Annotated in this window: 13 protein-coding genes; 2 read left to right on the forward strand and 11 right to left on the reverse strand. The window is 63.4% G+C overall.

Annotated elements, in window-relative coordinates:
- Positions 1-145: 145 nt before the first annotated feature.
- The 9 genes from Q8M13_RS05300 to traA form a co-directional block, all read right to left on the reverse strand.
- On the reverse strand, positions 146-382 hold the full coding sequence (locus tag Q8M13_RS05300; protein ID WP_305298688.1) for a hypothetical protein: 237 nt from the start codon (positions 380-382) through the stop codon (positions 146-148).
- A 263-nt stretch (positions 383-645) separates the two neighbouring features.
- Positions 646-1,893, reverse strand: a complete 1,248-nt coding sequence (locus tag Q8M13_RS05305; protein ID WP_305298689.1) for a type II toxin-antitoxin system HipA family toxin — start codon at positions 1,891-1,893, stop codon at positions 646-648.
- On the reverse strand, positions 1,886-2,119 hold the full coding sequence (locus Q8M13_RS05310) for a hypothetical protein (protein ID WP_305298690.1): 234 nt from the start codon (positions 2,117-2,119) through the stop codon (positions 1,886-1,888). Before Q8M13_RS05310 ends, Q8M13_RS05305 begins: the two co-directional genes overlap by 8 nt.
- A gap of 344 nt (positions 2,120-2,463) precedes the next feature.
- Positions 2,464-3,483, reverse strand: coding sequence for a ParB/RepB/Spo0J family partition protein (locus tag Q8M13_RS05315; protein ID WP_305298692.1), 1,020 nt, complete (start codon positions 3,481-3,483; stop codon positions 2,464-2,466).
- Positions 3,484-3,535: 52 nt separating this feature from the next.
- Positions 3,536-4,738, reverse strand: coding sequence for an AAA family ATPase (locus tag Q8M13_RS05320; RefSeq protein WP_305298694.1), 1,203 nt, complete (start codon positions 4,736-4,738; stop codon positions 3,536-3,538).
- Positions 4,739-5,893: 1,155 nt separating this feature from the next.
- Positions 5,894-7,075, reverse strand: a complete 1,182-nt coding sequence (locus tag Q8M13_RS05325) for a replication initiation protein (protein WP_305298695.1) — start codon at positions 7,073-7,075, stop codon at positions 5,894-5,896.
- 320 nt (positions 7,076-7,395) lie between these two features.
- Positions 7,396-7,800, reverse strand: coding sequence for a hypothetical protein (locus tag Q8M13_RS05330; protein WP_305298696.1), 405 nt, complete (start codon positions 7,798-7,800; stop codon positions 7,396-7,398).
- A gap of 939 nt (positions 7,801-8,739) precedes the next feature.
- On the reverse strand, positions 8,740-9,426 hold the full coding sequence (locus tag Q8M13_RS05335) for a DUF6118 family protein (RefSeq protein ID WP_305298698.1): 687 nt from the start codon (positions 9,424-9,426) through the stop codon (positions 8,740-8,742).
- 8 nt (positions 9,427-9,434) lie between these two features.
- Entirely contained in the window at positions 9,435-12,368 is a 2,934-nt protein-coding gene (traA, locus tag Q8M13_RS05340; RefSeq protein ID WP_305298699.1) for a Ti-type conjugative transfer relaxase TraA, read from the reverse strand.
- Between the two features lie 169 nt (positions 12,369-12,537).
- Here traA and Q8M13_RS05345 point away from each other — a divergent pair, with 169 nt between their 5' ends.
- Positions 12,538-12,852 (forward strand): conjugal transfer protein TraD, encoded by a 315-nt coding sequence (locus Q8M13_RS05345; RefSeq protein WP_305298701.1) that lies wholly within the window; start codon positions 12,538-12,540, stop codon positions 12,850-12,852.
- A complete protein-coding gene (locus Q8M13_RS05350) occupies positions 12,839-13,108 on the forward strand; it encodes a conjugal transfer protein TraD (protein WP_305298703.1) in 270 nt (89 codons plus the stop codon). The genes Q8M13_RS05345 and Q8M13_RS05350 overlap by 14 nt, the downstream gene beginning before the upstream one ends.
- Before the next feature lie 34 nt (positions 13,109-13,142).
- Here Q8M13_RS05350 and Q8M13_RS05355 read toward each other — a convergent pair whose 3' ends face one another.
- Positions 13,143-13,529: a hypothetical protein gene (locus Q8M13_RS05355; protein WP_305298704.1), complete on the reverse strand. Its 387-nt coding sequence runs from the start codon at positions 13,527-13,529 to the stop codon at positions 13,143-13,145.
- 42 nt (positions 13,530-13,571) lie between these two features.
- Positions 13,572-13,796, reverse strand: coding sequence for a PAS domain S-box protein (locus Q8M13_RS05360; protein WP_305298705.1), 225 nt, complete (start codon positions 13,794-13,796; stop codon positions 13,572-13,574).
- Positions 13,797-13,851: the final 55 nt, after the last annotated feature.

Genomic DNA, 13,851 nt, shown 5'->3' on the forward strand with positions numbered 1-13,851 from the left:
GGCCGCTCGCCAACGATTGAGCACCCTGCGCATCGTCGGCCAAGGGGCGCGCAATGCTACGAAGTCGGCGAACGACCAGATCGCGAAGACCACAACAAGATCGTGTCCGGGACCCTGCCGCGCGCTCCAGAACCGGCGCGTTGGGTCACCCCAGGCCTTCCAGCAAGCCCTCCGCCTTTGCCTTCAGGGCGTTGAGCGGCGGTCGCGTAGCGAGCCATTGCCCGAACGCCAGGATGTGACGCTGGTCGGACGCCGACCAATCCTCTACCCGGGCCAGTTCCGAGTAAATCGTCTGCGCCTGGCGGCGCGGATCAGGCGCGCTACCCATCGTCCGGCGGAGCTTGTTTGCTGTCTGGAGCGCTTCGCCGCGACTGAGGGTCATGCCGATTCCCGTTGTTTCCGGCACCTCCTTACGGAATTCACCGACGACGCGGAAGAGGGCGATGACACCTCAAAAGGCGCCCGTCAGTAGCGGGCCCGTAGGAGCCACGACAGCGGCGGGACCGAGCACGGCCGCCGGCCGCTATCCGAATTCGAGGGGAATTGGGGGGTGCCCCCGCTGGAAGGGGTTAGCCGAGATCGGGGCTCAGGCGTAGGGGAAGGCCTTCCCCTCAAACAACGCCACACATCCTCTGCCAGAAGACGTTACAGAGCCAACGCCTTGACCAGATCGTCGTGCTCAAACGCGCTCTCCATGCGCCGGATCTCCGCCGGCCGCGCGCCGGCCGCCGCGGCCACGTCCCGCCACCGTCGGGTCACCTGGGCCACCTCGCGGACGATGTCCCGGGCGTCGGCGGCGCTTAGCGAGAACAACCCGGCCACCGACAGCACCAGGGCCAGGTCACAGGTGCCATCATCAAGGTCGATGGTCGTGGTGAGGATGCGGGCCTTCACGTCCACCGGCGTCGGATTGAGGTCGTAGGCCGGCGACAGCGTCCACCCCCCCTGCCCTAGCCACAAGAAGCCGTGGTTGCGCAGGTGATCGTCGACATTGGAGATCAGGACGTTCAGCACCATCCGGCGATAGAGGTCGGCGGCGTCACGCTTTGTCTGGGCGCCGGTCTGCACCAGAACATCGACCAGCTCTGGATAACTCCCCCGCTCCCCGTCCTTCAGGCCCATCATCGACAGGGCCGACAAAAACGGGATGCGCCTCTCCCCCTCGCGATCGAACCGCCTCGACAGCAGGATCGCCTGGCCGGCCACCTCGATCAGCTCATGGGCGGCCACCCGGACACCGGCCATCCCTGCCAGGGTCAGCGCCACCGACTCCCAGCGCTCAACGCTGTAGTCGTCATCGGGCTTTGGGAACTTCGCGATCGACAGACGGCCGTGATGATCGATCACCGAGGCCTTAGGCCGAGCGCCGCCGAGCGAGGAGCCCGGCGCAAAGATCATCTGCAGATCCGCGTCGGTCTCCTCATCGCGCAGGATCCGGTCGGTCACCGCCATTAGGCGGCCAAGCTCGACCAAGCCAGGAACACCCTGCGCCGTCTGCGCCTCGAACATCTCGCCGCCGGTATAGCGGAAGCGCAGGGCGCCCAGCCGCGACACATCGGCGACCCCGATCAGATAGTCGGACTCGGCCAGGGTGCGCACCGCCCTGCCCTCCCGTACGGCCCGGCGTCGTTCGGCGCGCTGCATCAGACGTCGTCCCCAGGTATCGGGCGCCGAGTCGCCTATCGAGCCGAACATGGCCAGCCCTGCCGCCGGCGCAAAGTCGCCGCGGTTCAGGGTCAGGGCGGGTTCCAGCGAGAACCGGTCTGGATCGGTCAGCCAGTCGGGATGGTATTCAAAGGCCACGGCCTCTCCGCCGCGCCGGGCCTGTCGGTGAAGGGTTCCGACGCGCTGGACGCCGCCCGGCCGATCGATATGGACCTCAATGTTAGGCATGGGGCGGGCTCCGAGCCCGCAAGCGCACCCGCTTGGGCAGCGCCTCGTCGGCCAAAGACAGCCCTACTTCGTCATTGCCCGGCGCGGCAAGATCGCCGAGGCCACCCAGTAGGCCCAGCGCCTGCAACACGGCCGCATAGATTCCCATGGCCACCATGGGCTCGCCGGCCTCGACCTTCTGCAGGGTCTGGCGCGTCGTAAAGGCCCGCTCTGCCAAGATCTCCATGGTCAGCTGGCGACGTCGACGCGCATTGCCAATGTCCTCACCCAGCTTGCGAAGGGCTCGACGAGTCGCAATGGAAGGGCGGTGCGCGGCTGGCATAATGTTATCTCACATTGACGCTATAAGCTCTTAATGTCGCACAAGCCTAACATTGAAATAGCGCTAGCGCCCAACCTTCCGAGCCCTCTACGCGTCTACCCCCTGACCGGCGGGCCGGGACTCGCCGGTTGGCTAACGGCGCAGTGCGGGATGCGCTGGTCACCTCCCCTATCAGGTCTCGGAGGCGTCAGGCGGTCTCGGTGGCAACGACAACGTGCGGGCAGCAGCGATCCAAGATCCCGGTCAACTCAAACCGGAGGTTTAGGCCAGTATGCGTCGAGAACTGCACCAAGAGCTGTTTCCACCTCGGAGCGCGAAGCGCCTCCAGCCGGCAACAGAGTAAGAGTCACTTCCTTGCCCTTCCGCCCGTTGATCCGCAGGATCGGAACCCCCGACGCCGTGACGACCGGATCAGCCGATCCTGACTTCTTGGGGGGTCCTGACTTCTTGGGGGCGTCGGCCGCAATCGCGAGGCGGCGGATGACATCCTGTGGCTTCAAGGAAGCCCCCTCCCCCTGCTGCTTTGAAATGATGCCCGCTTCGGCCAGCACCCGACGCGCTCGGTCGTCGGGCTTGAGCAGCGGCTTCAGCAGCGTCACGTGCTTAATCTTCAGCTCGTGCGGATCATTGAACGCAGCCACAAGATCTACGGGCAACCGCGCCAGATCGAGATAGCGACTAAGCCAGGCCTCCGACACATTGAGGCGGGCGGCCATATCCTTCTGGCGAGCCCCGTAGTGGCGGCCGAGGGCCTTCAGATAGTCGCGCGCGCGCTCGATGTCGCTGAGATCTTCGCGGGCCCGATTCTCCAAATCGGAAATCCGGAACGCCTCTTCATCGGTAAGGTCGCGAACCTCCACGAGGAAGCGGAAGTCGGAATAGTTGTGGGCACGCAACCAGGTCACGGTCCAGTGTCGGCGGGCACCGCAGATGACCTCAAAGTCGACGTCCGGCACTCCACGGACACGGCGCACAATCGCCGGGACTTCCTGACGGCCCTGTGCCTTGAAACTCTCGATCAAATCGCCGCAGCGGGTCTCATCCAGTGCCGCGTAGTCACGATTGTGCTCACTCCAGAGCCGACAGCGGGCTGGATCGACCTGCTCAATCGCTCGGCCCACAACGGCACCGGAAGCCAACTCAGCCATTCGGTTTTCGCGGTTAGCCAGGATGCCGACCGGCATACGGATCGGCGCTTCCGGCTGGGGCGCGACTTCATCGAGCGTCCCCATCAATCCGGCAGCGAAAGAACGGTTCTTGGAGCTCATGAGCGCGCCCTTTTTGCTCGAATTGCACCGGTGCAATTCACATTCTTGTCGGTCACGCGTGGCCCTCCCTACGGAGGCGCTCGACATGACTGGGCCAAGTCTGCCGCACGTCGAGGAGAATCTCCTCGTTGACTCCGTTAAGGTAAGTCAAACACCGGTCGCGCACCGACTTGCTCGTCATCGGGCCGTTCATTTCATACACGGTCATCAAACGCGCAGTGACGTTGTCGATCTCAGCCGAATCCTTCATCGGCGTACGGATCATGGCTAGACCAAAGACCTGCCGCATCAGTGCCAGTAACTCCTTCTGCATCGACTTGTTCTCGTCGACCTTGGAGGCCACGATCCGCACAAAATTGAGATCGGGCGCGAGGTCGCGCGAAGCCAGCTGATTGAGCGTCTCGTCGAGCATGGTGAGGAAGGCGGCGGTCGAGGAGAAATCCATCACCGTCGGCGGGACCGGTATAACCAGTGCGTTTGCCGCCCGCAGCACGGACAGGGAGATGGCGCCCAGCGCAGGAGGCGGGTCGAGGATGACCACGTCGAATTGGTCGGCGATCGAGGCGATGCCCTGAGCAAGCCGATCGAGCAATCGCCCGCTCCCTCGCGCCATCCGCGCGGCAAGTTCGTACTCTGATTGGAACAGATGGAGGTTAGCGGGGATCAGCTTCAACCCATCGAAGTGAGTATCGAGCAGTGCGTAGTCGAGCGAACGCATGTCGTCCTCACGCAGAAACGGATAGAGTGTCTGGTCCTCGGTCAGATCGAGGTCCGGCACATAGCCGAACAAGGTCGTGCTCGAAGCCTGACTGTCGCAGTCGACCAGTGCAACCCGGTAACCTTGGATGGCCATGTACTGCGCCAAGTGAACCGACAGCGTGGACTTGCCGACCCCGCCCTTAAAGTTCTGTACGGCAATGACCGCACAGGGATCCTCAGGCTTGCGCCAAGGTCGCGTCCCGAAAACACCTCGCATGTCATTGACCTGCGCCAACGTGTAGCCGACCCTGCGGTTGGTTTCAGTACGCGACGGCTCGGGCAGTCGCCCATCTTTTTCAGCGTCGCGAATTGCTGCCGGGGTGCGGCCCACCAACTCGGCCGCTTCGCTGATCGAGAAGAGGGGTTCGCGGCGCTCGCTAGACCGCGCAGCCCGCGCGCTGTCCCGTAGATTCTCAACCACGGCCGAAGCCCGGCGCGCCAGCTGCGAGACCGGACCTGCAAGAGAAGGAGTAGACGCTTCAGGGATGCTCGACATGGGACCTCCCAGCCTCCAACAGGTTTCGAAAAATCGACCCCAACCGCCAGAAAAGCGAAAGTTGGACTAAGCGGATGCTATAAGTGCATTCCTAACGGCACCTTAACGATAAGTGAGCCAGCTAAATCCCGATTCTAGTATCTCGGCCAGACCGCCCTGTCCGATTGGGGGCGCTTTCCACTTGCATCGGGGCAAACCGAAATTGCACCGGTGCAATTCCTCGAGCCTAAGGCCGATCCGGGCGCGCACCGGCGCGCCGCGGAGGCCCTGGATCACCGCAAGTCGGGGCAATGTTAGAATGGACTAGAGCGCTTCCTGACCGGATGGGGGGCACGGTCAGGTCGGTAGGACGCGTTAATTGTGAGCTCTCATAGCTCCTCCATCCGCTGCCGCGCGGGGAAGCTGTAGTTGCGAACCCCCACAGGTCCCAGTGAGGTGCGGACGAACATTGGGCACCCAGCTGAGCGCACGAAGTCGAGCCGAGACGGTCGTCGGGTGCTGCTGGGTCAGGATCAGTCGGCGAATGCAGTCGCCGCCAAAATTCGTCAAATGGATGTGGCGATCCGAGACGAAAGGGCTGCGGGGATGACCGATCGCTCCTCGCCGCCGCGCAAACTGCATCGGCCGACGCCGAGTGAGACGGCGGAACAAAACAACGCCTTGGCCCTCAGAAACACTGATGTCTCGCCTGCAACAGTAAGCCTGGCTTTACCGGTCAGAGCCAGATTCACGATCTGGCGTCGAGCGTACCCCGTGATCGGCTATGATCGCGCTAGTCTCGGCGAGTTGATCCACCCCCGCGTAGAGCAACTCAGCAGCTCCGAGAGACCAGGCCAACGCCTCACACCGGCGGGTGCCGGCCAAAGCAATGATCGCGGCCTCAGCTGGTAGGTCCACACATGCACTGCCCACGCCTAGCGCGGGGCCTTCTACGGCCCTCCGGACCGAGAACAATGCCTGCGAGACCCCCACGCTTCCCGGGGCGAGGCCGTGCGCTTCATCCGGACCGCGCTGCGCGAATGGCTCTACGCGCATATCCGCCCTCAAATCGACGAACCGTCCAACTGTCGGTTAGGCACGCCGCTATCCTTCTTGGCTATTGGGTCCGCCAGACGGCCGTCATCGCTCCGAAATTGCACCGGTGCAATTCCGCGATTATGGACGGCCGCGCCGTGCCGCAAACGACTGGCAAAACCCTGTCCAGGATTTCATCAGCTTTGCCCCCGTGAGGTTGGCCAGTCGCGCGCCCATTTCGACGCGATACGCATCTGCGATCAAATCGCGCGACCAGCCGCCACCATGGGCTACGGCGATTTCGCCGAACAGTTCGGCACCATAGAGCAGGCTCCCAGAAGGAAACCGCAACGCGGAGTCGCCGGGTCCCGGCGGCTTGGCGGGCACCCGAACCGGCGCGGGGAGGGCAGGGGGTGTTGTGATCGCCGCGGCACGGTAGGCACGGCGGTCCTTCAGGGCGATGTCCTCGCCCTCGCTTTCGGCCATCGTCAGTTGGATCGGCACGGCCTTTGCCTGAAAGGTGAAATCAACCTCGACGACAGTACGGCCGCGACGGATCTCCCGCCAGTCGACCGTGAAGTGGGCCAAATGGTCGATCTCGGCCTTGGCCTTTTCCAGCACCTTACGGCGGAGCTGGGCAAAGTCCTTGTACAGTTCCGGCGCGATCCCGAATGCTGCACGAATAGCGGTCATGTCGGCGCGCCAGTTGGACTGACGCCGATGCAATCGAAGCGCACCCAGTTCGTAAAGGCGCAGGGCATAAGTCGACCTGAAGCCCAGGACAGCCTGGCGGTTGAGAACCGCATAGGTCTCGGACTCGCGAATTAGCCGCCGAGCGTCTGGCGTGAATTCCCATTCGATCCAGCCAGCCTCGGCACCGTCCTCGTCTATTTCCTCACGCGATGACTGGATCAGCGAGAAACGCTTTGTGGCCTTTCGCCCTCGCCAGGATAAGTCGTCGACGGCGAAGAGCGTGCGGTGCAGTTCCTCCAGCATCTCAGATATCCGCTCGTTGCCCTTATGGCCGCGCCGAATGTCAGCCTTGCGCATACGGTGGGCGACCGGCTCCCAGGCGTCGCCGCCAGCGGTCAGGATCATCAGCGCGAGCAACCGCGCCGCCGTGAGACTGAGGGACTGGCCCTTAACGAAGCGCACCTCGACCAAAGTGCCAGGCTTAGCGAACTCGTCGCCATCGCGCGCCTGCAGGGCGTGGGCGACGCGCATGGCGCGGCCCGGCACTTCCTCAACGCCGTCCTCGAGGCGGCCCGTGATTTCCGCGGCATTGGCCAGCCCGAGACTCCATCTTCTAACCAAGGCCAGCATTCCTGACCTCGAATCATTTCGCAAGTCAGGATACAGCAGCAGATAGAGCCGCTGCCCCCAAGCGGTCAGGATAGCCCCGCGCGGTCAGGACAAAGCCCCCATCTAGTCAGGATTGCCCCCCCCAAATGGTCAGGAACTACCCCCCATCCGGTCAGGAAATCTGGCATAACCATCAGATCTTACGAGGGAAATGCCTCCCTGAATTGGAATTACTAGAATCTAGAAATCCCACTGCGGATCGCAGTGGGCGTTTATCAAAACCAAAATGGGGAAAGCGATCCACCTTCAAACGCCGATCCTAACTAATCGACTCCGTTCGATCACGACCGACGGGGCACGGACGAGTTTCTAGGTACCCGTCTGGGATACAGAGCCTCCGACCAGCGCCCTGGCTCCAGTGATACCACCCGACGGCCATCCTTGACGCCCAGCCGCCACGGCTCAATGCGAAGGATGTTGAGGCGCCGGAAGCCGGGCTCGACAGGCTCAAGCGGGAAGGGGCGTTGGCCGTAATAGATCCACAGCTTAAAGGCATCCTCGCGGACGCGGCCGAGCTTCAGAAGCGACTCGGAACGCCAGCAGCTGTCGATCTCAAAAATGATCGACAACCCCTTACCAAGGGGCGTCCAAACGACGTCGAACCTGCCCGATCGTTTGAGCTTCCGGTAGCCGGTTTGCACCTCGATTTTGGAAGCATAGCCAAGATGGCCGCCTAGATCGGCCAACCGTCTCTGGAGAAGGTTATGTCGGTCGAGCTTTGAGATCCCCCTGGGGACGGGTTTCGTGAGTTCCGCGTTGATCACGGCGACAAGATCAGACGCAAGCTGCCACGGGGTGTCGGGCGCTGGCCAGAAGGACGGAGGGGTTGCCATTTGGGACCTTTTCGAGAGCTGATTTCGCTCTCCTTCGCCCTCCCTCTCGCTTTATTGCTCCGGGCGTCGTGTCCACGAACGTGGCCGGAGCGCATTCTCGGCAGTCATCGAAACAGTCCTGCTGTCCGCATTGTTGATGTCGATGCCTAAGGCGTCACAGCCCCTGGCGACGCTCTGAGCCCGTCAAGTCAAGACGGTCGGCGATCCGCTGAAAGGCCCGTAGTAGATGCGGGTGTTGGCGCTGAATTCTGCTTCGCCTCTAGTCTACGTCTTGCCTCTTCGAGTTGATTGAGGCGGCGCGACCCATAGGCCAAGAAAACAGTAAGTCCTGCGCCGAAAACCGCGATGACACTCATTATCTTATCGAAGTCATCCATCGGGCGGATTTCAGCAACCTCCTGTGATAGTACAAGTTTCTTCTGTGTTCATAGCCGACGGTTCAGGCGGCGCGGCTATCGCCTCAAGTTGGCTGTCCCCAAAAGTGAGGCCATGCTGAAGGCCCGCCATGAACGGAGGATTGTGTGATCTAGAGTTCGCGAGGATGCACTTCGTGAATTCCTCTTGATCGCACCCGTACCGGTTCAAGATCTCAAGCGTGAGTGAGGTGACGTAGTCTGCTACGGCCGGACCCTGGTTTCTGAAGATCTGGCCTGTGAGGCCGGACAGCATGCCGAGGGCGTGCGGATCAATGTCGAGATATCTCTCCAAGCTAGAGCTCCAAGGTTCAAATCAGCGGCCGTTCTGCGGGGTAAGCTAGCGTGCCGCAGCCCCATCCCCGACTGAAATCAAAGTCTAGCTACTGGGAGTGTGAACTGATCGGTTCCCCACGACCTTCAGCGTGACGGTGCATCGCTGCTCCTTTCCCGTTCTGGAGGCAGCTGCACGGCACCTATCCAGCGTTTCCCGGTTCGCCAGTTCCAGGCGCACGTCCTTCAGGAATTGCGAGCCTTTCACCACCCGCGCCCAAGCCTCCGGGTTGCCGCTTTCCATCAGCTTGGCGCCTGCATCCCAACGATCAAGCCCCAAGGTAGCGGCGGCCATTCGTTCGGGCACATGCCAAGCGCCGAGGAACCCGCGTGCGATCAGGCCAGAAAAGCAAACCCACAGGATGGCCCCAGCGATGACGCCGGCGGCGGTCATAGTCACGAGCTCTTTCTTCTGTTTCCGGTAACGATACTCCCCAACGATCGACCCCTGCTTCACGGCGGTTTCCAAGTCGGCCTGCCGCTGCTCCGTTGTAAGATCGGTCGCCTCCCGGAATTGTCGGGCATAGGTTTCGGGATCAGCTTGCAGGGCAGGGTGCCGCTCGATCGCTTCCAGGCTCATGGCGATGGCGCCCAGCGTCGGCGCATAGTCGGTCGGATCCTGCCCCTGAAACTTGGCCGACAAGCTTTCTACGCCGGCGCGCAACTGCGTCACCTCGGCCCTCAGAGCGTCAAAGGCCTCCGTCGCCGCATCTTTCGGATCATCTTGCATCATGGGTCCCCCTACCGGCCAAGCTCGCGTCCTACATCAAGCGATCTTTCCAAATCCTGGCCAAGATTGCGGCCCGCAGAGCCACCCGATAACCCAAGCTCTTGCCGGCGGGCCGATAGCGCCAATTCCAGCTGGGGGTCACGGCGAAGGCCGGTGGCCATGCTCTTCATACGCTCTTCGACTTTGCGGCGACCGTCCCCGTCCTGCCACCCTCCCAGCTCCGCATGCCGAGCCTTGAGCAGCGTCCAGCTCTCCACAAAGCGTTCAGCACGCAGGCGCACATCCAGCCGCGCTCGGTTCTCATTGGCTACGGCCCTGCCGATCACCTCCAAACCGTCAGGCTCGTTGACTCGACCAGCCAGACCGCGCTGACGCGACAGCGCCGACGCGAGATCCAGCGCGGCCTCCGGGCTGGCGGTGGCCAGCGTCTTTTCCGCACGCTGAAGCGCCAGGTGCTGGTGAGGCAGGACCGGAAGCCCTCCGTCGCGCATCCGCTCGATGTCGGCGAAGGCCCGGGTGTAGGAGCGAACCGCGTCGGTCAGATCCTGACGCTGTAGCGAAACTGGAGGGGCAGGGGAGGGTGCACGCTCTCGGATGGCTGGGCTGGCCGCCTCCCTCGGTTTGAACCCCGCGAACCGCGACGGCGCCCGTTCGGCCGGCCGCGCCATCTCGCGCGACACGACGATCTCCGACCGAACGAGCCCCCGCCGTTCGGCGAAGGTGGCGCCATAGTCCAAGGTCATATCCTTGGCCCGCTCGCGGCCCAGCGTCCGGGTCAGTTGGTCACGGTTCTTGAAGTCGTCGGCACCGTAATGGACCGAAAGCGTCTCACGGTGGCGGCTCATCCCGACATAGGTCGCATGACGGTCCAGACCGTTGCTCGCCAGCAGGTGGCCATGGTCCACGGTGACACCCTGGCTCTTGTGGATGGTGGCGGCGTAGCCGTGATCGATGTGGGCGTAGTCCTTCAAGTCGAAGCGGACCTCGCGGCGCTCGCCATCGAGGCGGACCGTGAGGCTGGAGGCGTCGATCTTCTCGATGGTTCCGAGCGTGCCGTTCTTCACCCCCATCGAACGCTCGTTGCGCAGGAACATCATCCGATCGCCGGCTGCGAACGCCCGCTCGCCGCGCTCGGTCGCCACCAACTGGTCGGGGCCGAGCCCGCCCGCGCGTTGGTCGCCGACATCACGTAGTCGGCCGCGCGCCAGTTCATTGAGCTGCGCCACGTCGACTCGGGTATGGGCGAGCATGAGCTGGCTGGCCTCCGGCTTGGCCTGACGCACGGCGAACCAGCCGTCGACCAGCGCGCCGCACGCGGCTTCTCGGGTTTCGTGGCCGCGCACCATGCCGGCCGCTTCGTAGCGATCCAGGGCCGCGCCCGTTCGGCCTGTCGCCAACTCCCGCGTCGCCTCGCGCTGCCAATCCTCGTGTTGTCGGCGGATTTCGGTGATTTCGGCGGCGCCATGGCGTTCGGTCAGCGCCCGGAACGCCGCGCCGGCCTCGATCGCCTGGAGTTGCTCGGCGTCGCCGACCAACACCACCTTGGCGCCGGCCTGCTCGGCATGGGCCAGCACGCGGTCCATCTGCCGCGATCCAATCATGCCAGCCTCGTCGATCACCAGCACGTCGCGCGAAGTCAGCGAGTCGCGGCCCCGGGCCCAGCCGTGCTCGAGGCTGGCGATGGTTCTCGAGGAGATCCCAGATCCGCCTTCCAACCCCTCGGCTGCGATCCCCGACAAGGCGGTGCCGCGCACTTGGTAGCCTTGCGCCTCCCATGCCACGCGGGCCGAGCCCAGCATCGTGCTCTTACCGGTGCCGGCGTAGCCGACAACGAGGGAGATATCTCCAGGCTTGGTGATATGCTCGAAGGCGTCGCGCTGCGAGCCCCCCAAAGTGCGCGCGCGACCCTCGCCGGCGGCTAGGCCCAGTCCCTTAGACGCCGGCGAGACCTTGTGTCCGCCGCGCGCCGCTAGATGCTCGGCCGACCGTTCCAGCCGCTGCTCCGTCGCCAGCATGTCTCGCGTGCTGAACCGCTCCCGGCCGGCGCCATCCTTGCCCAACGCCACCAATTCGGGCGAGGTCTTCACCGCGCTCATCGCCTGGCCGAACTGATCGACGTCGTCGCTATGGCGGTGAATGAACCGCGCCAGATCATGATCGGTGAAGGTGCTCTGCTGGTGGGTGATCGCGTCCAGTGCGATGCTCGGCTCGGCGATGATCGCCTCGCCGTTGCGCCGGGCGATCTCCCGATGCTCAAGCGCGCGTTCGGCGTCCTCGCCTCGAGCCTCGCGGCGCAGTCCGGCTGGACCAATCTTATGCTGCGGCTCCAGGTCGACGCCCTGCGCCTCCAGCGTCCGATGGTCGATCCGCATCTCGATATCGAGCTCGGCCAGGCGGGCGTTCACATGGTTGGCCCAGGCCTCTCGCCAGTCGGTCAGAAGCTCGGTGCTATTCCACGCGCGGACCTTCTGACCGAAGCCTTCGCGCCCGACTCTGTCGCGAGTGACTCCACGCATTGAAAGCATGACGTGCGCGTGCGGTTTAGCCTGCCGGTCTGGCCCGATATCCCAATGCACATTCAGGTCGGCGACCATGCCGCGCGCGACAAATTCCCGTCGCACGAACTCCCGCGCCAACTCGATGCCCTGAGCCTGATCCAACTCACGTGGCAGTGAAAACTCGACCTCCCGAGCTAGCTGCGCGTCCTTGCGTTTCTCGGACGCTTCAACCTCGTTCCACAACCTCTGTCGGTCCTGCCAGCGAGCGGGCGAGCCTTCCGGCGCCATGATCTCGGAATGCACGACGCCGGTCTTGTTGCTGAAATTGTGCGACCGCCCCAGGCGCTCGTCGGCCAACTCTGACGCCGAACGATAGGCCGCGGCCGCCACGGCGCTGGAGCCGTTGGCGCGGCTGATCACCTTAGCGCTGAAATGATAAATGGCCACGCTGCACCATGGCCAAGCTAGAGAGCATTTTCAAGCCGACGTCGGAACGACGTATAAGCGCGCACTCAACTTCCTTCGTTGTTGGATGACTGACGCGGGACTGATGATGGCGAACCTAGACAGTGCGAGATCGTCTGCTAGATGTTCACGCCAGTTGGGGAGAAGACGATTGCGCAAACCACGCGATATCGACGCTGAGTTGCGAGCACTTCAGGACAAGGCCAAGAGCCTGAAGGCGCGTAAGATCGTGCAGCTGGGAGAGTTGGTGACGGCGACTGGAGCCGACATCCTAGACGCCGAGACCTTGGCTGGGGTCCTGCTTGAGGCGCTCGAGCGTGCGCAGCAACCGGACGCCGGGGAGGGGTGGCGCCTACGCGGAGCCGCCTTCTTTCAACGGCGGGCGCGGCCGGGCAAAAATGGCAGCAAGCCTGCGGGCGACGGCGCTGGCGCAGCAACGGACGGCGGCGGCCATGTCCCGCGCTGAGGCTGTCCGCGCCCGCTCCGACAACCGTGCCTGGGCCGTCGAGCGCAGAGCGCGTACCCGTCAGCTGATCGAGCTGGGGGGGCTCGTCCAGAAGGCCGGTCTGGTCGATCTCACTGACGACGATCGCGCCGCTCTGCTCGGAGCCTTCCTCGGCCTGGCCGACATGCTTAACAGCGAAGGTGGGAAGAATCTGGAGGAGGTTTGGCGGCGTCGGGGGCGCAGGTTATTCGAGGCCGAACAGCGAACCGAACCCTGAGGCCCCCCACGGCGGCGCTCAGCTTCTGGCCGTTCTAAGCTCCGAAGTAGCTGTCGTCGGATCGACAATCGGCGCAGCGCTCGTCGTCCGTGGCTGCGGTCTGTTCATTCAGCGGCTGGCGGCAGCCGGCGCATCGAGCGGGCTCGATGCGGGAACGAATGCCGAGCTGAAATCGTACGTCACGGGCCGATCTTGTCAGCGGCCAAGGACCAAGATGCGGCGTCAGCCAGTCCTCGACGCTCCACGTCATCATCGGCAGCAGCTTGATGCGCTGGCCATCTGATCGAACCTCCACAGGGTAGCCTTTGGCCAATAGCGATGCCGCGTAAGCCTTGGCCTGCTGATCATCCTCAAAGTTCAATTCGCTGGCCTCGAAAGGTTCGCCAAGATGGTTGATCAGGACGAACACATAAGTCGGCATGGTTCCCCTCCCCAGAAAGATGCCCAGACGTCCATTAAGCCGTCAAAATACGCCAACAGGGAACCCCGGCTGAACGCCGCTCGGTTCCTCCTCCCAATGGTCGGCGGGGATGATTGTCATCAGCGGTTTGCCGATCATCTCATCAACGGTGTAGCCGAGCAGTCGCTCGGCGCCCGCGTTCCAACTGGTGATAACGCCGTCGAGATCCCTGCCGAGAATGGCGTCCTGCGAGGACTCTACGATCGCCGCCAGGTGCTGGGCCGCCAAAAGCTGCCGTATCGCTCACCACCCTTGAGTATATCAAGTCGCGCGATTATATATC

The sequence above is a fragment of the Phenylobacterium sp. genome (assembly GCF_030681155.1).
GTDB lineage: Bacteria > Pseudomonadota > Alphaproteobacteria > Caulobacterales > Caulobacteraceae > Phenylobacterium.